The following is an 18,590-nucleotide window of genomic DNA, read 5'->3' as shown; positions in this document are numbered from 1 at the left end:
ATGGACAGGGCGGGCTCAACGACTAACATCAGGTCATGTCAGTCGGGATTTGCGGAGCTGTGCTTCGATGAGGAACTGGATTGGAGGGATCCTGGCGCTCATAGCCCTGTCGGTAGCACCTGCTCTTGGATGGGAGCATTGGGGCGCCGACCGTGGCGGCTCACGCTTTACGCCGCTGGACCAGATCAACCCTGACAACACTGGCCGTCTGATCGAGGCTTGGCGCTTCCAGACCGGCGATCTCCTGCGTCGCACACCTGCGCAGATGGCGCGCACCAAGTTCGAAGCGACGCCGTTGTTCGTTGAAGACAGCCTGATCTTCTGCACGCCGTTCAACGAGGTAATCGCGCTCGATCCCGCCAGCGGCCGGCAGAAGTGGCGGTTCGATCCGCGGGTCGCGCCAGATGTGCGCCCCGCCAACCGCTGGGTTTGCCGCGGCGTGACCTATTGGCGTGATGATCGCGCAACATCCGGCGCGACCTGTCGCAGCCGCATCTTCATGGGCACCAACGATGCCCGTATCGTTGCGCTGGATGCTGCGACCGGACTGCCATGTGCCGACTTCGGCGCGCAGGGTGAGGTCAAGCTCGACCCGGGAATGCCGCTTGATGGCCCCGGTGAATTTCAGATCACATCGCCGCCGGTGGTCGGGCGCGACGTCGTCGTGGTCGGTTCTGCACTCGCCGACAATCGGCGTGTGAGCGCGCCCAAGGGGACCGTCCGCGCTTTCGATGTGCGCAGTGGCGCGCCGCGATGGTCGTGGGATCCGCTGGTCCATGACGGTATCGAAGCCGGCCACGCCAATGTCTGGGCGCCGATGTCGGTGGATGACGAACGCGGATTGCTGTTCTTGCCGACGTCTTCGCCGAGTCCCGATTTTTGGGGCGGCAAGCGGCCCGGCAACAATGTGTATGCCAATTCGGTTGTTGCGCTGAAGATCGGCACCGGCGAGATGGTCTGGTCGTTCCAGACCGTGCATCACGATGTCTGGGACTACGACGTGCCGGCGCAGCCGACGCTTGCCCGCATCGATCTTGCAAGCGGTCCGCGCGACGTCGTCATCCAGGCTACCAAGCAGGGCTTCCTGTTCGTGCTGGATCGTGCGACCGGGCAACCGATCTGGCCGGTGGAGGAGAGAGTTGTTCCGCAAGGCGGCGTCGAGGGCGAAGCGCTGTCGCCGACGCAGCCATTTCCGACGCATCTTCCGACACTGGTGCCGCAGCGGGTAATCCCGGATGAGGCGTTCGGCGTGACATTCTGGGATCGCGGCAAGTGCCGGGATGAACTGGCGAGTGGACGCAACGAAGGCCTCTACACGCCACCTGCCACGGGGGCCGGCACGCTGCTGTTTCCGATGACCGGCGGCGGCGTCAACTGGGGCGGTGTTGCCTTCGATCCCGTCCGGCAGGTGCTCTATGCCAATACGAGCCGCGCGGTGCATCGGGTCACGCTGATCCCGCGCGCCAAGGCGCAGAACTACAAGCCGCCGGCCGGTACCGATTTTGGCGCGCAGCGCGGCGCGCCTTTTGCCATGAGGCGGGCGCTCGTGACGTCGCCGCTCGGCATGCCCTGCAACAAGCCGCCCTGGGGCGCTATGGTTGCTGTGGACCTCAAGGCCGGCAAAGTGCTGTGGGAGTCGAAAGTCGGCACCACCGAGGACATCGCGCCATTGGGTCTCGCACTGGCCACCGGTACGCCGCTGGTCAACGGCTTGCTGGCGACGCGCGGCGGCGTGATCTTCACCGGCGCGATGGATGCCTACCTGCGTGCATATGATGCGAAGACCGGCTCTGAACTCTGGCAGGGGCGGCTGCCGGTGCCGGGCATCGCCAATCCCATGACTTACGCCATCGGTGGAGAGCAGTACGTGGTCATCGCTGCCGGTGGCCATTCAGAATCCGGCACCTCGATCGGCGACAGCGTTGTGGCATTTCGTCTTGCGCGCGACGGTGAGGCGCCATCGCTGCGATCGCTCTACATCGATCGTCCCGGCGGCCGGCTCCGCGCCGGCGCGATCACGCTGGGCGCGGTGCTCGCGTTGCTACTCGCCGTCGGCATTGTCTGGCGTACCAAGCGCAAGGGGCGGGCGTAATTTACACCCAGCGTTTGTCGGCGGTGAAATCCACCGTCAACCAGTAGCCCGGGCTGAGCCCGCCCATGGCTAGAGCAATCTCGGCACGGATAGCATCGAGTTCGGCGAAACTCTTGCTGATCTCGCCTGACGGCGCGACCAGCCCGATCTCGATGAATTGCTGGCGGCCGGAGCGCATCACGTGCGAGCTGTAGTCGCTGAAGCCATGCTTGTGCGCGATCGATTGCGCGAGTTCGCGAACCTCTTCGTCGAGATCGCTCGGCGCGACCTGCAGGATGTCACGGCCGGCATTCCAGATAGTCGAAAGCGGAAACGGCAGCAGGCAGATCGCAACCACCAGCAGGATCAGCGGATCGACCAGCGGCGCATAGGCCGCTGCCGGAGTCTTCGCCATCACCGCTCCGAGCAGGAAGCTGATGCAGACCGCCAGACTGAGTACGCCGCCCATCAGCCAGGCACGGGCATCGATGTCGAGCAGTTGCGAGCCGTGTTCGCCGGCCGAGCGGCGGATATAGATGCTCATGCCGAAGCTGATCGCGCCCGCCACCGCAGCGAAGATCGCGCCGGGGCCGAATTCGATGGCGCGCCCGCCGGTGATCAGTCCGTTAAGGCCGTCGATGAAGGCATAGGCGCAGGCGAAGCTGAGCACCGTGCCGTTGATCAGCGCGAGGATCGGTTCAAGGTGCCAGTAGCCATACTGGAAGCGGTCGTCTTCGCCTCTGCTGATCAGTCGTGCGGTCAGCAATGCAACGCCGGTCATGGCTGCGTCGATCAACGTGTAAAAACCGTCGAAGGCGATGGCGCGCGAACTGATGGCGAGCCCGAAAGCGATGCTGGCAAATGAAATGAGAAGCGTGACGTAAATCGAAATCTTCAGGAGCCGCTGCTCCTGTTTGGTATCGGTCAACATTGGGAACTTAGGCGGGGTGTCCGCTGCATCCTTTTACCGTTGGGGATAGGTTACGCTATCACAGATGGCGCTCAGCGGCTTTGACCGCTACCGTAAGATAAATAAAAAACCGGCTGCGATGCAGCCGGTTTGTCATATTTCCGAGATGTTTGTGTCGGCGCGGGCGACGGTATGAATCACCCTGCCGGTGTCCGGGATTACGAACAGAGCGCCTTGCCGCAGCGGGCCTGGTTGATCTTCTCCTTCAGCGCGTCTGCGCCGACGGCACCGATGATCACCTGCTTGCCGATGACGTAGCTCGGCGTGCCGTTCATGCCCATGGATTCCGCGAGCTTGAAGTTCTCTTCGATGGTCGCGCGCACTTCCGGGCTGGCCATGTCCTTTTCCAGTCTGACGACGTCGAGACCTGCTTCCTTGGCCGCTGCCAAGGCGCGGGCCTTGTCGGCCTGGCCGCGGCCGCTCAGCAGCTTCTGGTGAAAGTCGAGATACTTCTTGCCGGTCGGGTCCTGCATGCGCACGGCGACAGCGACCTGGGCGGCTTCAACCGAGCCGGGCCCGAGCACAGGGAATTCCTTCAGCACGACCTTGAGCTTCGGATCGTTCTTCATGATGCCGACCATGTCGTCCATGGCGCGCTTGCAGTAGCCGCAATTGTAATCGAAGAACTCGACGAAGGTGACGTCGCCGTCCTTGTTGCCGACGACGACACCGCGCGGCGAATTGAAGATCGTGTTAGCATTCGCAGCGATTGCAGCCTGATGCTTCTCGGCTTCGGCCTGGGCCTGACGCTTGGTGAGCTCGGCTGAGACCTCTTCGAGGATTTCCGGATGGGTGATCAGGTAGTCCTTGATGATCTTCTGGATCTCGCCGCGCTGGGCGTCATTGAATGTCTGCGCCGATGCGACCGCGGGCGCGCCACACAGCGCGAGGGCCAAAGCCAGGGCCGGGCCGGCGGAGGCGAGAAAACGGAACGAAGGCATGGGCAAATTATCCTTTGGAAAAGGCCGAGTCAGAAAGCCACGTGTCATTGGGGAAGCTGCTTAGCATTTTGAGGGCGAAATACGCGTTATTTGTGAAGGCGGTCACGCGCAATTCATCATTGCGCCGCAGGTCTCAAAAGCCGGAATGGTGGTGATCCGGCCCGGTCATTGCAGTGAGGGCATGCGGTGCCGGCAATGGAGCGCTTCCGATCTCGTCATCGAAGATCGGTGCCAGCGGTGGTGCGGGCTCATAGAGCACGACCCGGTTCTTGCCGCTGTGTTTGGCCTGATACAGGGCGTGATCGGCAGCCGCCATCAATCGTTCGGGGGAAGCGATGAGGTCGGGGGACCACTGCGCGACGCCGATGGAGGCGGATAGGGTCCTCACTGTGTGTCCGGCATTGCCAAATTGTCGCGGGCAGGCCGCCAGCACACGCCGCGCGATATCGCCGGCCTGCTGCAGGTCGGTGTCGGGCAACACGATGCAGAACTCGTCGCCGCCGCATCGGGCCAGCGTATCGCCGGGGCGCAACTGATCTTGCGCCGCTTGGGCGAATTGCCTCAGGCAGTCATCGCCGGCGCTGTGACCGAAGCCATCATTGACCGCCTTGAAGCCGTCGAGGTCGATCGCCAGCAGTGCGTATGGCCGTGCGGTCCGCCGCGCCATCGCACATTCCTCGTCCATCCGCTGCAACAGGCGGCGGCGATTGCCGGCGCCGGTCAGATCGTCGATCAGCGCCAGTTCGGCTGCGTCGCCGCGCAGGCGGTCGATCGCCATCATCAGCAGTCCGTAATTCCATGTCATGGCGAGGAATGCCGCCACCAGCATGAAGCCTGCCTGTACCGCATCGACGGTCACTATGGTCGGCTCGCCATCGCCCAGATGTAGCAGCGCGGCGATCGCGCGGCAGGCAAAAGCAACCAGCAAGAGAATCGAGAGGTAGCCGGCCATCCGTGCGCCGTGATTGCTGCGCCGATGATCACGCGACAATAGCAGCGGTAGCGTCAGCGCCACGGGAACGCCCTGGCTCAGCGAGTAGACGACAACGCGCATCGCATATTCGTCGATGCCCAGTCTGAAGAACAGGAAGCCGGCCAGGCTCGCGGAAATCACCAGAGCGGTGGCGATCCAGGATGTAGGCCTGTCGTAAAAGCGGCGGATGCCGACCCCTGACAGACAGAAAGCGAGAACTGTCATCTGCGCGGCGAACAGCAGGCCGACGGGATTGGGAAACAGCAGGCCGAGAGCAGGGCCGGCCGACGCGCTCAGTGAAGCGGCGCTCCAGTAGCGGGCCGGGACGAAGTTCGGATAGCAGCGTGCGACATAGGCCCAGACGAGACCTGATGACAGGAAGTTGGCGAGCGTGAACCAGAAGATGGTCGTCGTGCTCATCGCCGCCGGTCCCACGTGCGTGTGACGCCGCTGTGTGCGGTTTCGTGATCCGATGGCTGCATTGGTCTCCCCGCCGGACGCGATGAGCGCATCCATTTTCACTAAATGCAGCGAGTTCCGTTAACGGAACCTGACCGCTGCCGGCGAGAAGCCGATAGTGGTTGTGAAATGATGAAGATCATATCGATCCACGCACGAGCCCGGTGCTCGGGCCGATGCGTCGAGCTGCTAGCCGGCAAGAGGCTGTGCCGACGGCGGCGCGCCCATGAATGTCTGATGACGCTAGCTCCTCATAGGTGCTATGTTGTATGTGAATACCTTTCTTCTAAAGACGTTAAGTTTGAGGCCGTAGCTTTGCGCGCAGCTGAGGAAGAAGGGGTCTTGTATCGATGCGCGTTCGTGTCCTGTTTATGCTTTGCGTCTCTGCGATGGCCGCGATCATCGCTGTCGCCGCCACGGTTTTCGTCGTGCAGGAGTGGGGCAATTATCGCAGTGCCAGCGAGGCCGCCTATCTATCCGCTGCGACTGCCGGCGTCTTGCGCACGACCGAACAGATGGCCGTCAGCCGTGGTCCGCAGAACGCGGCGCTGATTGCCGACGAAGTCGCCAATCCCGGCGCGCTGACTGCGGTCGCGAATGCCCGCAAGTTACTCGCCGATGAACTGACCGGCGCCAGGACCGCAGTTGCCGCGGCAACTTATCCCGAACGCGTCCGGGCCCTCGCTGCCCTCGACAAGCTCGGCGGCGATCTCGCCGAGATCTATGGCAAGCTCGACGTCGCCTACAAATTACCGCGCGCTCAGCGCGATGCCGCGCTGATCAAGGACTACGTGCCACGCATGCTGCAGTTCAACACGCTGCTCGACGGTGTGGTGAACGGACTCGAGCGCAGTGCCGCAGCGGCGCATGAGAGCGTCGGCAGCTTGATCCAGATCGCGCGCCTGTCATGGGATATGCGCGATGCCGCCGGACGCCGCGCCAGCTACTTCACGCGTGCCGCCGGTAACAGCAAGATGCTGACGACTGGCGATATCCAGGGAGTCTCCGAATCCACCGGCGAAATTCGCCACGCCTGGGCCCGTCTGCAGGCGACTGTTTCGCAACTAAGCGAGGATCCCGCTTTGTCGACCGCAGTGAAGGCCGCGGAGACCCGATTCTTCGGCGATACCGACAAGTTCATCGCCGAGCTGACCGCCAAGGGTCTTGCCGGCACCGATTACGGCGTATCGTTTCAGGACGTATTGAAGCGTCTTGTCGGTCCCGCGCAGTCGGCGCTCGGCATCCGCGATGCCGCAATGGCGCAGGCGACCTCGCTCGCCGATTCTGCCCGCGGCAGTGCGCTGACGCGTCTGTCGCTGGTCGCCGTCGGCATGGCGCTGGTGGCGTTGCTAGTGATCGGCGTCACCATGTTGTTCGTTCGCCGCGTCGTGCAGCCATTGGTCGGCATTACGGCTGCCATCACGCGCCTTGCCGAGGGCGACCGCGAGATCGACGTACCTGCGCGTGGCCGCCGCGACGAGATCGGCGAGATGGCCGGGGCGCTGGAGACCCTTCGTCTCAACGCCATCGAGGCCGCGCGTCTTGAAAGCGAGCACCGCGCGCAGCAACAAGCCCGCGAAGCGCGCGCGGCACGGATCGAGGCGCTGACGCTGGAATTCGATACAGCGAGTAACGAGGTGATCCAGGGCGTGGGCGCCGCCGGCGATGCGATGCGCCGCGATGCCGAAGCCAGCTCCAGGCTCGCAACCGGCACGTCGGAGCGTGCGACCAATGTGGCGGCCGGCGCCGAGGAGGCCTCCGTCGGCGTCAGCACCATCGCCAGTGCCGCCGAGGAAATGAGCGTCGCGGTGGCCTCGATTGCCGAGCGGCTGGAGGCCTGTGCGGTGATCGCTGCCAATGCGGTGCGCGAAGTCAGCGATGCCGACAAGCGCATCGTCGGTCTCGATCACGCGGTCGAGCGCATCGGCAACATCATCAAGTTCATTCAGGACATTGCCAGCCAGACCAATCTTCTGGCGCTCAATGCGACAATCGAGGCAGCGCGAGCCGGCGATGCGGGCAGGGGCTTTGCCGTGGTGGCCGGTGAAGTGAAGGCCCTGGCGACCCAAACTGCCAAGGCGACTGATGAAATCACGGCGCAGATTTCCAGCATCGAAGCGGAGACGCGTGCCGTGGTTCAGGCAATCAAGAGCGTGGCCGAGACTATCGGTCGGGTCGATGCGGTGACCGCCGACATCTCCGCGTCGGTGACCCAGCAGCGCCAGACCACCAGCGAGATCGCCGCCAATGCCCAGCAGGCGGCCAGCGGCACCAAGGACGTGTCGTCCAATGTCGGCGCGGTCAGTTCCGCCATGTCCGAAGCGGAGGCCGCGGCGTTGCGCATGATCGCCAAGGCCGACGATCTCTCCGCGCGCTCGAGCGATCTGACCGAGCGCATCTCCAGCTTCCTCAGCAACGTTCGCGCTGCCTGAGTGTTATGATCTGAACGGCGTGTGGCTGCCCTGCAGCCGCACACGCCGCGCAGGTCAGTCGTCTCACCACCTGTCTATCAAAACCAAGGATCTCTCTATGACTCTCGATCGGCGTACGCTTCTCAAACTGTCTCTGGCTGGCGCTGCGGTCGGCGCGACAGCCGTTACGCCCGTAATTACGCCGGCACTGGCCCAGGCGCCGAAGAAGCGCGCCCGCTGGATTTGTCTCGGGACCAAAGGCGGCCCGCGTGTTGGTCTTGGCCGCTCCAATCCGGCCAATGTGCTGATCGTAGACGACGTGCCCTATGTGGTCGACTGCGGCCCCGGCGTCACCAAGCGTCTCGTCGAAGCCAAGGTGGCGCTGCCGGATGTGCGTTATGTGTTCGTGACGCATCTGCATTCGGACCACGTGCTCGAATTTGGCAACATGGTCTATGGCGGCTGGTCCGCCGGCCTGAACCATCCGGTCGAGGCGTTCGCGCCGGTCGGCATGGAGGCGCTCACCAAGGCCTATTGGGAAAGCATCAAGTTCGACGTGGATATCCGCATCACCGATGAAGGCAAGCCAGATCCGCGCAAGCTGCTGGTGTCCAGGGACATCAAGGATTCCGGCCCTGTGATGAACAACGACAAGGTCAAGGTGACGGCATTCAGGACGCCGCATCCGCCGATCACCGAGAATTTCGCCTATCGTTTCGAGACCCCGGATGGCGTCTTCGTCTATGCCTGCGACACCTCGTTTAACCCGGCACTGGCGAAATTCGCCGAGGGCGCCGATGTGCTGATTCACGAGACGATCTATGTCCCCGGCGTCGATGCCATGGTGAAGCGCGTCAAGAACGCAGCGACACTGAAGGAGCATCTCCTGGCATCGCACACCACCACCGAAGACGTCGGCAAGATCGCGGCCATGGCCAAGGTCAAGAAACTGGTGATGACGCATTTCGTGCCCGGCGACGATCCGTCGATCACTGACGAGATGTGGGCCGCAGACGCCAGGAAGCACTATAGCGGCCCGATCATGGTCGCGAAGGACCTGATGGAAATCGAGCTGTAAGGCCCGATCTGCTATAACTCCCATCAGCGGTGCCGGTGGGAGGCATCATGAACGCCAGACTTGAACGGAAACTGAGAGTTCTCGCAACGATCGTCGCGGCCGGTGACGTTGCCGGCGTCGCGTTCAGTGTAACCCATGATCTGCCGATCCTGCCCGGGGGCGTGATCGGTCTGCAGTCCGCGGGCAATATAGTGAAATAATCGCGCAAACAAATGGCGCATGTGCCGTGCAAGAGTTTCCACATATGGAAACCCGCATGGTTAGATTCTTAAATTTCACTTTGATCGTTGCAGAGCTCGCGTGATGCCTCGCGCGACGCTGCCCATCCTTTGCACGGCGCTGCTGCTTTCGGCCTGTGCGTCACTGCCGCGTGCGCCGCTCATCGCAAGTGCGCGGGCGACGATCCCGCAGATTCCGTTGGCCAGGATATCGCCCGATGATGGCTATCGCATCTTCGCGGGATCGCGGCGCGGTGCCGTACCGCTCACCATCCTTGCCTTGTCCGGCGGCGGCGCTGACGGCTCCTATGGCGCAGGATTCTTGAAAGGCTGGTCCGACTCCGGGCTGCGCCCCGATTTCGATATCGTCACCGGCTCCAGCGTCGGCGCCCTGATTGCGCCATTCGCGTTTCTCGGCCCAGGCTATGACGGCCGTCTTGAAGCGATCTTCACCAGCGGCGTGACTGAAAATCTGATGCGTATCGCGGGGATCAACGCCGTTGTTGGATCGGGCGTTTTCAAGGCGGGGCCGATGAAAGACCTCATCTCGAAATATGCCGACGACCGGATTATCGATGCCGTCGGTGCGCGGTATCGCAAGGGCAAGATGCTCATTGTGGTCACCACGAACCTCGACACGCAAGGGACGACGCTCTGGAATATGGGAGAAATCGCGAGCAGCGATAGTCCTGGCCGCTATGAGTTGTTCCGGAACCTGCTCGCGGCGTCAGCCGCTATTCCCGGGATTTTCCCGCCGGCCCTGATCGCCGTCGAGTCCGGCGGGAACATGTATTCCGAGATGCATGTCGATGGTGGCGTGACGTCGAATATTCTGGCTGTGCCGGAAAGCGTGTTAACGGCCCATGCTGGATCGCTGGCTACGAAGTCTCGGGTCTTCGTGATCGTCAACGGCAAGCTGTCGCCCGACGCCTCCTATACATCGGATCTGACGCTTCCGATCGTAGCGCGCTCGTTTCAGACCTCGGTGAAGGCCAATACGCGCAATGCGATGATCGCGACATACGATTTCTGCAAACGCAACAACTGGGATTTCAAAGCAACGGCCATCGACGCGGGCAAGCTCACCACGAGCGATCCAACCAATTTCGATACCGATTATATGAAAGAGCTCTACGTCTACGGTCGCGCCAAGGGCGGTTCGGCCAGTGGATTTCAATCCAACCTGGAAGGGTTGAGGGGGCAGGGTAGCTAGATGTGTCGCATCGCTCCAACAGCGTCTTTGGAACGCTCCCGAATACGGATATCCGTTTGGCGCCTTTGGTCTCGCACAAAAGACATCGCGTTCCTGAGCGTGGAGATCGCGTATTATCCGTTGCTCGTCTTCGGGATCGCGATGATCCTCTGGTCCGGCTGAACAGGCGCTGCTTACGAAGGCCTATTCTTTAGCGATCTTCTGCAATGGCACCTTGTGGTCGGTTAGCGCGTGCGTCGGTCAGGCTGCGACCGACGATACGTTCGTGATATCCAACTCAATGGAAAGCGTCTGCCTTAACCCGTGAGGCTGCCGGTTCTCGATCTGGAGCCTGCCTCCCTGCCGCTCGACAATTTCCTTGGCGATGGCAAGGCCGAGCCCGGCGCCGGGGATTGACTGGCGCCGGGCCGGATCGACGCGAAAGAACGGTTCGAAGGCGCTTGCTAGGAATGTTTCGGGAATGCCGGGACCGTTGTCTTCGATAATGACGACCGCAAATCCCTCGCGGGATTCCAGACTCACGATTGCGCCACCGCCATGTGTCGCGGCGTTGATGATGAGATTGCGCAAAGCCCGCTTGAGCGCGAGCGGCGATATCTTGACGTTACCCGGATCGAGCTCGGCAATCGTCACCGGCATCTTGATCAGGATCAGTTCAGCGCAAACGTCCCCGACGAGTTCGTCGAGTCTGACGTGTTCGGTGCCTTTTCCGACGGTCTCTTCCCGAACGAGCTGGATGGCGCTGTCGGCAATGTGATCCATTTCATCGAGGTCATGCAGCCACTCCTCACGCTCTCGTTCGTTGAGAAATTCGGCGCGCAGGCGCATGCGTGTCATGGGTGTCCGCAAATCGTGCCCAGCGGCAGCCACAAGTCTGATCTTGCTGTCCATCGCTTTTTTCAGACTTGCGCCCATCATGTTCAGTGCCTGGGCGGTTGCCTTGATTTCGATAGACCCTTCTTCTTTGAGTACGGGCAGTACGCCGTCCTTGCCAACGGACATCGCCATGCTCTGCAGCAATTTGAGCTGGTTCGTCGTCTGATGGGCGACCGTAAGAGCGACTCCGATGACGCCAGCCGTGATCAGTACCATCCAGCCGGCGAGGCCCCACCATACTTCAGGAGGGGGGGCGTGCTCACGTATGGGCCAGCTCAGCCAGCCGGGGCCCATCTTGATAGACGCCCATCGTTGGCCGTCCGGTGTTTGCTTGACGAAAATGTCGAGATTGGCTTGCGATTTCCGAAATGCTTCCTGCAGAAGATTCGTCGGCGCTTCCAGAAGCTTGCCCTCGATGGGCGTGGGCTGAAGATGAAAGATTGCATCGTTTCCGCGAAAGGTGAGGCTGTTGGAAAATGCAGCGACGCGAGACGTCAGTCCGTCCCGAAAATCCTTTTCGACCAGCGCGAGAATCATTTGCGACATCACGGCGCTGGCCAGGATCACCACACAAAGGACCGAGCCCACCAGCATCAAGGAAAATCGAATGCGTATGGAGTTCATGTGTCTGCGCCAATGGTTTCAACGCGTGCCGAGAAAATGTAACCGCCGTTGCGCACGGTTTTGATCAACTGGAAATCGTCATTGTCGCCAAGCTTCTTGCGCAGCCGGCTCATCAACACGTCGATCGAGCGATCGAACACGTCGTCGGAGCTGCGGTTGGTCAGTTCGATCAGTTGATCCCGGGAGAGCAGGCGGCCGGGCCGTCTGACGAGCACGAGCAATAGTTCAAATTCGGCGGTCGTGAGGTCGAAGGGATCCCCGTTTTCGTCCAGCAACTGCCGCGCGCCGGGATGGAGCTTGAATTTGCCGAAGCGATGTTCGAGCACTTGGGAGAGCTGGATATCCTGCGTCACCTTGCGGCGGAGCACCGCGCGGATGCGGGCGAGCAGCTCGCGCGGGTTGAACGGCTTTCCAAGATAGTCGTCCGCGCCGATTTCGAGGCCGATGATCCGGTCGACATCCTCCTTCAACGCGGTCAACAGAATGACCGGGATCTCGGAGCCTTCGCGCCGAAGATCGCGGCAGATATCGAGGCCGGAGCCGTCGGGCAGCAGGACATCGAGGACGATCAGGCTGACCTCGTTGGTCTGCAGCGCCTCCTTCATCGTTCGCTGGTCAGAGGCGATGGAGACACGGTAGCCTTGTTCGGTCAGATAGCGCCCCAGCAGTTTTCGTATTTCAAGATCGTCATCGACGATGAGGATGTGAGACATGCTCTGCATTGGGCGGCACCCGGCTCCAGGCGGTTGTTCGGTCAACTCGGCAGTTGATGTCGTAGCATAGCTGTCCTGGGTGGAGAGATGCCAATCACTGTCATGCATGTCCGGTCATTCCGTCACCGGCATCGCGTCGTCGTTCCACTCGGGAGGTGCTCCCATTTTCCCGCCGATGAAGGCGGAAACGCCGGTGCGCCCGAAAGCATCACAGGCGGCGTATTTGGGCTTCCCCCCAAAGGCTGAATTCACGCGCTGCATACTGGGCGTGGACAGCTTCTTGTCGAACGGATTTTCACCGGTAATGAGGAGCTTGCTGAAATCTGCGCCGAACTCACCCGCCAGATCGTAGGCATCGCCGGATGCCGCAACGCGCGGCGTGCTGGTCAGCATGTCGGCGTCGCGGGCCCAGACAAATGCCGCCTTCTGCTGGCCCTGCAGGTCGCGGGCTTCCGCCTCGACCGACAGGCCTCCCATGCCGTACGGGATCCGGGGCACGACGATAGGAAAGCCTGCGCTGATGAACATCGGTGCGGCGGAGGCAACCTTGGCGGCTCCAGCGACATTCGGATCGGTGACGGTCACACGCGTCACGGTGACATGCACCGTCAGGTCGGCGGGTTGCCCCGATGGGACGATATTGAAGCGGTCGCTCAGGCCGATACAGACGGAACGGTCGACAGCATTCGCGATGACGCGACGTTGCTTGTCAGTGAGCGCGGCTCGCGATGCGGCATGAGAGAAGGACGTCGGCATAATGCTGACGCTCCTGGCCGCCAGCACGCTGGCCTTGTCCACGCGCATCTTGGATTTGGTGGTGACGCCGTCGGCGGGCGCGAGGTCGTTATATGAGGCGAGGGACCCTGATGTCTCCAGCTGCGCCGTGGCGCATCCAGCGACAGATGCCGTCAGAGCGTGCAGGCATATCAGTTTCAACACGTGGTTGATCGCGGTCGCGCGCATCGAGATGTCCCCCAAAAGTCAGGGACACTGCGTACGGAGACAAATTGTCAGCTACATTGCGAAAGATTACGGATTGGAGGCCGTTTGTTGCAGAACATTGCAGCGGGAGCCGCGCTAGTTCTTCCCCGGCATTTTCGCGGCAATGATATCATCCGCCTTCACCCAGCCGGGCGTGCCCACCGCGAAGCGTGCCTTCGCACGTGACGCCAGATCGCGGGCGGTCTTGTTGTCACCGCGCAGGAAGGCCGCCTGGGCCGAAGCGAGATCGGCTTCCGCATAGTCGCCCTTGCGGCCATAGGCCATTGCGAGCTGCATATAGCCGACGGGCGCTTCGTTCTCGCGCGCCACCGCAGTGCGCAGGATACGGATCGCCTCGTCGGTATAGGCCTTGTTGTCGGAGGCGACGAGCGCCTGGCCGAGCATCATCTCGATCAGCGGCGCGTTGTTGGAGAGCTGCACCGCGCGGCGCAGCGGCGCGATTGCCTCATTGGGTTTGCCGCCTTCCAGCAGCGCCTGGCCGCGCAGCTCGTAGAAATACGGATTGTTCGGCTGCGCCTTGATCAGCGCATCGATCTGCTCGACAGCCACGCGCAGATCGCCATGGCGATAGGTGGCAATGGCGCGGGCATATTGCGCGGGCAGGCTGGTGTCGGACGGCGGATAGCGCCGCAGCACCGTGTCGCGCTGTTCCATGAAGCCGGCGGTCTTCGCGCGCATCAACTCGTGGCGCAACATCAGCGCCGGATCATCTTTCTTGTCCCAATAGGGGCTCGACTTCGCGAGCTCCTCGAGGGCGGCGACGCGCTCCCGCGGCATCGGATGCGACATCATATAGGGGTCGGCGCCGCGCGCCGCGAACAGGCTGTCGGTGCCGAAGCGCTGGAAGGTCTCGTACATGCCCTTGGAGGACTGGCCGGTCTGGTTGAGGAATTTGACGCCAGCGCGGTCGGCGTTCTCCTCCTGCTGGCGCTGATAGGACAGCATGGTGTTCATGAGCATAGCCTGCGGAGCGGCGACCGCCGCCGCGCCGATATTGCCGGCGGCGCCATTGGTGTTGCCGCCGCGCGCGCCAGCGGCCATGGCGCCGACGCCGAGCAGCATCGCCACGATCATCTGGGTCTGCGCCTGAGCCATCCGCTCGCGCAGCTTCGACAGATGGCCGCCGGCGAGATGGCCGGTCTCGTGGGCGAGCACGCCGATCAGCTGGTTCGGTGTCTGCGACTGCATCAGCGCGCCGTGATTGACGAAGATGCGGCGGCCGTCGGCGACAAAGGCGTTGAAGCTGGCATTATTAATGATGACGATCTGGATGTTCTGCTTTTCCATCCCGGCGGCGCGCAGGATCGGCCGGGTGTAATCGCGCAGCAATTGTTCGATCTCGGCGTCGCGCAGCAGGCGCGGAGCGTCGCCTTGCTGCGCATGGGCCGCCATTGGTGTCAGCGTCAACGCCGCCGCGGTCAGCAGCGTGGTCAGCTTCGAGAACAATCGAGATACAGCCCTTTTAGGCTGCAGCTGCAAGTCTTTCATCATTGGCCGAGGTTCGGATTCGATATAAGCCCTAACAAGTCAAATATTGCGGCGGGAGCGCGGCGTTGCTCCCATGTCGTAACGTGCATAACGCCGCGCAGATAGCAGATTTCCATGCCAGATACGATCCTCAAAACTCGGGCACACGGCCTTCTTGCGGCGTCCGGACGCAGCGACGTTCCCCCGTTCATGGTGATGGATGTGATGGCCGCCGCGGCGCGGATCGAGGCCGCTGGCGGGCATGTGATCCATATGGAAGTCGGGCAGCCGGCAGCGCCCGCGCCCAAGGTGGCCATTGAGGCTGCGCAGGCCGCACTGGCGCACGGGCGGATTGAATATACCGCCGCGCTTGGCACCCCATCGCTGCGTGCGCGGATCTCCAGGCATTATCGCGACGCCTATGGCTGCGCGGTCGATCCGGGACAGATCGTGGTGACCACGGGCTCCTCCGGCGCGTTCATCCTGTCGTTCCTGGCCCTGTTCGAGCCTGGCGACCGCGTCGCCGTCACCGTGCCCGGCTATCCACCCTATCGGCATATTCTGACTGCGCTCGGCTGCGAGCCGGTGCTGATCGAAACCCATGCCGACAAGCGCCACGCCATGACCGCCGAGGATCTGCTCGCCGCGCATCGCGAAAAACCGCTGAAAGGCGTGCTCGTCGCGAGCCCGGCCAATCCCACCGGCACCATGATGTCGCGCGAAGCTCTGACCAGCCTGATCCACGCGGCCGATGATGCGGGCATTCGCTTCATCTCCGACGAGATCTATCACGGCCTCGATTATTCATTCCCGGCAGTGACCGCAGCCGAGTTGTCGCCGAATGCGCTCGTCATCAACTCGTTCTCGAAATACTTCTGCATGACCGGCTGGCGCGTTGGCTGGATGGTCGTGCCGAAGCCGCTGGTGCGGTCGATGGAGCGGCTGCAGCAGAACCTGTCGATCTCGGTGCCGACGCTGTCGCAGATCGCGGCTGAAGCTGCGTTCGACGGCCGTGCGCAGATGGAAGACATCAAGCATGGCTATCAGGAGAACCGCCGCATCCTGACCGCAGGATTGCCGCAGGCCGGCCTCACGGACTTCCTGCCGGCGGATGGCGCCTTCTATCTCTATGCAGACGTGTCGAAATTCACGTCGGACAGCTTCGATTTCGCCAAGCAGATGCTGGAACAGGCACATGTCGCCGCCACGCCCGGCAGCGACTTCGATCCGATCCACGGCAAGTCCTATATTCGCTTCTCCTATGCGAGCTCGACCGAGGACATGCATGAGGCGGTCGCGCGGATCAGCAAATGGCTCGGGCAGGGTGGTCCGAAGTGAGCGAGCCCATCTTGTCGGATGCAGCCACCGCGGACGCGCGTCATGTCCCCATCGCCAACGTGTGGTGGCCGACCCGCCGCAAAGGCTTTGCTGTCGTGCGACGCGCCGTGGTGTTGGCGGCGTTTGGCGTCGCGCTATTGGCAGTTTCGGCGAAGGTCAATCTGCCGCTGCCCCATGTGCCGATGACCCTGCAGACGCTGGTCGTTCTGATGATCGGCGCCGTCTATGGCTGGCGCCTCGGCGTGGTGACGATCATCGCCTATCTCGCCGTCGGTGCGTTGGGATTGCCGGTGTTCGCCGGGCCCGTTGGCGGTCTCAAACCGCTCACAGGAGCGACGGCCGGCTTCCTGTCCGGCTTCGTCGTTGCCGCGTTCATTACCGGCTGGTTCAGCGAACGTGGATGGGATCGCTCGATGGTCCGTCTGTTCGTTGCCATGGCCATCGGCCACATCGTGATCATGGCCATGGGCTTTGCGTGGCTGGCTTACGGCATGAAGCTCGGCGCCGAGAAAGCCTGGTTGGTCGGCGTGATGCCGTTCCTGGCGGGCGCGCTGGTGAAGAACACATTGGGCGCGATCCTGGTACCCGTCCTGCGCGGCATGGTTGATCGCCGGTATCGCTGAACGCGTGGCGCGATATTTGTTCGTTAGTCGCCCAAGTAATTCCGCGTGGCGGCTTGCAAGAGGCCGTCCATGTGACTAATGACCGCGGCAGTAAAAATGCTCAGGGAGTTGAAGCGGAATGTCTGCGGTAACGGCAACGGCGGGTCCGGGAGCGGCTGCTCCGGTCAAAAAGCTTTGGTACAAGGTACTCTATATCCAGGTGCTGATCGCTATCGTGATCGGTGTGCTGGTTGGGTGGCTGGAGCCTCAGTTCGCCACCAATGAATGGATCAAGGCGCTCGGTGACGGCTTCATCAAGCTGATCAAGATGGTAATCGCGCCGATCATCTTCTGTACCGTGGTGTCTGGCATTGCCCATATCCAGGACGCCAAGAAGGTTGGCCGTGTCGGCATCAAGGCGCTGGTCTATTTCGAGGTCGTCTCGACCTTCGCGCTGATCCTTGGCCTTGTGATGGGCAACCTGTTCCAGGTCGGCCATGGTCTGGTGACCAAGACCGAAGGCAGCGCGGGCGCAGTCGCTAACTACGTCAAGCAGGCCGAAGCAACGAAGTCGGTCGATTTCGTGCTCAACATCATCCCCGACAGCGTCGTCGGCGCTTTTGCCAAGGGCGACATCCTGCAGGTGCTGTTGTTCGCGATCCTGTTCGGTTTCGCACTGATGGCGCTGGGCGAGCGTGGCCACAGGCTGCGCGACATGATTGATGAGACATCGCATGCCGTGTTCGGCGTGATTGCCATCGTCATGAAGGCAGCCCCGGTCGGTGCATTCGGCGCAATGGCCTACACCATCGGCAAGTTCGGCCCGGCGGCGCTCACCAACCTGCTGAGCCTGATCGTGCTGTTCTATGCGACTGCGGCGCTGTTCATCATCATCGTACTCGGCTTCATCGCGCGCATCGTCGGCTTCAACATCTTCAAGTTCATCGCTTACATCAAGGATGAGCTTTTGATCGTGCTCGGCACCTCTTCGTCGGAAAGCGCGCTGCCGCAGTTGATGGAAAAGCTGCAGCGCCTGGGCTGCTCGAAGTCCGTCGTCGGCCTCGTGGTGCCGACCGGTTATTCGTTCAACCTCGATGGCACCAACATCTACATGACCCTGGCGACCTTGTTCATTGCTCAGGCGCTCGGTGTCGATCTGTCGTTCGGCCAGCAGATCACGATCCTCATCGTGGCGATGCTGACCTCGAAGGGCGCTTCGGGCGTCACCGGCGCCGGCTTCATTACGCTGGCGGCGACGCTGTCGGTGGTCGATCCGCGTCTGGTGCCCGGTATGGCGATCGTGTTTTCGATCGACAAGTTCATGAGCGAGGTTCGCGCGCTGACCAACATCACCGGCAACGGCATCGCGGCGGTGTTCGTGTCGTGGTGGGAAGGCGAGCTCGATCACGAGACCATGCACGCTAACCTGAACAAGACGATCGATCCGTCGGATGTAGAAACGGCGATCACGACGGGCTGATCGAGGATCGCAAACGACAGATACAAAAGCCGCCCGGGCAATCGGGCGGCTTTTTGCTGTCTGCTCCGTCATTCCGGGATGTATGTAAGACGACGAAGCCGGCTGGAATACAGACCCGGAATCCCGAAGTGTTTTGAACATGTCGGGATTTCCC

The 18,590-nt window shown here is 62.0% G+C and carries 15 protein-coding genes; 8 read left to right on the top strand and 7 right to left on the bottom strand.

Features of this window, described 5'->3' with window-relative positions:
* Nucleotides 1–67 precede the first annotated feature (67 nt).
* Nucleotides 68–2,092: a pyrroloquinoline quinone-dependent dehydrogenase gene (locus A4A58_RS23535; protein ID WP_068736681.1), complete on the top strand. Its 2,025-nt coding sequence runs from the start codon at nucleotides 68–70 to the stop codon at nucleotides 2,090–2,092.
* A 1-nt stretch (nucleotide 2,093) separates the two neighbouring features.
* Here A4A58_RS23535 and A4A58_RS23530 read toward each other — a convergent pair whose 3' ends face one another.
* The 3 genes from A4A58_RS23530 to A4A58_RS23520 all read right to left on the bottom strand — a co-directional run bounded on the left by A4A58_RS23530 (nucleotide 2,094) and on the right by A4A58_RS23520 (nucleotide 5,375).
* Nucleotides 2,094–2,999, bottom strand: coding sequence for a cation diffusion facilitator family transporter (locus tag A4A58_RS23530; RefSeq protein ID WP_204378200.1), 906 nt, complete (start codon nucleotides 2,997–2,999; stop codon nucleotides 2,094–2,096).
* A gap of 200 nt (nucleotides 3,000–3,199) precedes the next feature.
* A complete protein-coding gene (locus A4A58_RS23525) occupies nucleotides 3,200–3,982 on the bottom strand; it encodes a DsbA family protein (RefSeq protein WP_068736676.1) in 783 nt (260 codons plus the stop codon).
* 133 nt (nucleotides 3,983–4,115) lie between these two features.
* Entirely contained in the window at nucleotides 4,116–5,375 is a 1,260-nt protein-coding gene (locus A4A58_RS23520) for a GGDEF domain-containing protein (RefSeq protein ID WP_081422030.1), read from the bottom strand.
* Between the two features lie 389 nt (nucleotides 5,376–5,764).
* Here A4A58_RS23520 and A4A58_RS30930 point away from each other — a divergent pair, with 389 nt between their 5' ends.
* The 4 genes from A4A58_RS30930 (at nucleotide 5,765) to A4A58_RS23505 (ending at nucleotide 10,334) form a co-directional block, all read left to right on the top strand.
* The gene (locus tag A4A58_RS30930) at nucleotides 5,765–7,846 is read left to right on the top strand and encodes a methyl-accepting chemotaxis protein (protein WP_081422022.1); all 2,082 of its coding nucleotides are present in this window, start codon (nucleotides 5,765–5,767) and stop codon (nucleotides 7,844–7,846) included.
* Between the two features lie 97 nt (nucleotides 7,847–7,943).
* Entirely contained in the window at nucleotides 7,944–8,903 is a 960-nt protein-coding gene (locus A4A58_RS23510) for an MBL fold metallo-hydrolase (RefSeq protein ID WP_068736672.1), read from the top strand.
* 47 nt (nucleotides 8,904–8,950) lie between these two features.
* A complete protein-coding gene (locus A4A58_RS30925) occupies nucleotides 8,951–9,103 on the top strand; it encodes a hypothetical protein (RefSeq protein WP_158005734.1) in 153 nt (50 codons plus the stop codon).
* 103 nt (nucleotides 9,104–9,206) lie between these two features.
* Nucleotides 9,207–10,334 carry a patatin-like phospholipase family protein gene (locus A4A58_RS23505; protein WP_068736671.1) on the top strand — a complete coding sequence of 376 codons (1,128 nt, stop codon included), beginning with the start codon at nucleotides 9,207–9,209 and terminating at the stop codon, nucleotides 10,332–10,334.
* A 240-nt stretch (nucleotides 10,335–10,574) separates the two neighbouring features.
* Here A4A58_RS23505 and A4A58_RS23500 read toward each other — a convergent pair whose 3' ends face one another.
* The 4 genes from A4A58_RS23500 to A4A58_RS23485 form a co-directional block, all read right to left on the bottom strand.
* On the bottom strand, nucleotides 10,575–11,834 hold the full coding sequence (locus A4A58_RS23500) for an ATP-binding protein (RefSeq protein ID WP_081422021.1): 1,260 nt from the start codon (nucleotides 11,832–11,834) through the stop codon (nucleotides 10,575–10,577).
* Nucleotides 11,831–12,556: a response regulator gene (locus tag A4A58_RS23495; RefSeq protein WP_068736667.1), complete on the bottom strand. Its 726-nt coding sequence runs from the start codon at nucleotides 12,554–12,556 to the stop codon at nucleotides 11,831–11,833. The genes A4A58_RS23500 and A4A58_RS23495 overlap by 4 nt, the downstream gene beginning before the upstream one ends.
* A 105-nt stretch (nucleotides 12,557–12,661) precedes the next feature.
* Nucleotides 12,662–13,510 carry a DUF3313 family protein gene (locus tag A4A58_RS23490; protein WP_068736665.1) on the bottom strand — a complete coding sequence of 283 codons (849 nt, stop codon included), beginning with the start codon at nucleotides 13,508–13,510 and terminating at the stop codon, nucleotides 12,662–12,664.
* 114 nt (nucleotides 13,511–13,624) lie between these two features.
* Entirely contained in the window at nucleotides 13,625–15,037 is a 1,413-nt protein-coding gene (locus A4A58_RS23485; RefSeq protein WP_433993652.1) for a M48 family metalloprotease, read from the bottom strand.
* Between the two features lie 114 nt (nucleotides 15,038–15,151).
* Between A4A58_RS23485 and A4A58_RS23480 the strand changes: the two genes are divergently transcribed.
* The 3 genes from A4A58_RS23480 (at nucleotide 15,152) to A4A58_RS23470 (ending at nucleotide 18,436) form a co-directional block, all read left to right on the top strand.
* A complete protein-coding gene (locus tag A4A58_RS23480; protein WP_068736661.1) occupies nucleotides 15,152–16,354 on the top strand; it encodes a pyridoxal phosphate-dependent aminotransferase in 1,203 nt (400 codons plus the stop codon).
* An 11-nt stretch (nucleotides 16,355–16,365) separates the two neighbouring features.
* Nucleotides 16,366–16,977, top strand: a complete 612-nt coding sequence (locus A4A58_RS23475) for a biotin transporter BioY (protein ID WP_433993653.1) — start codon at nucleotides 16,366–16,368, stop codon at nucleotides 16,975–16,977.
* 118 nt (nucleotides 16,978–17,095) lie between these two features.
* Nucleotides 17,096–18,436, top strand: coding sequence for a dicarboxylate/amino acid:cation symporter (locus tag A4A58_RS23470; protein WP_068736658.1), 1,341 nt, complete (start codon nucleotides 17,096–17,098; stop codon nucleotides 18,434–18,436).
* The last annotated feature ends 154 nt before the right edge of the window (nucleotides 18,437–18,590 follow it).

Origin of the sequence: Tardiphaga robiniae (genome assembly GCF_001618955.1) — a bacterium.
GTDB classification, from domain to species: Bacteria; Pseudomonadota; Alphaproteobacteria; order Rhizobiales; family Xanthobacteraceae; genus Tardiphaga; species Tardiphaga robiniae_A.
Note: the sequence above shows the minus strand (reverse complement) of the source record. Positions and strands in the feature narration are given on the sequence as shown.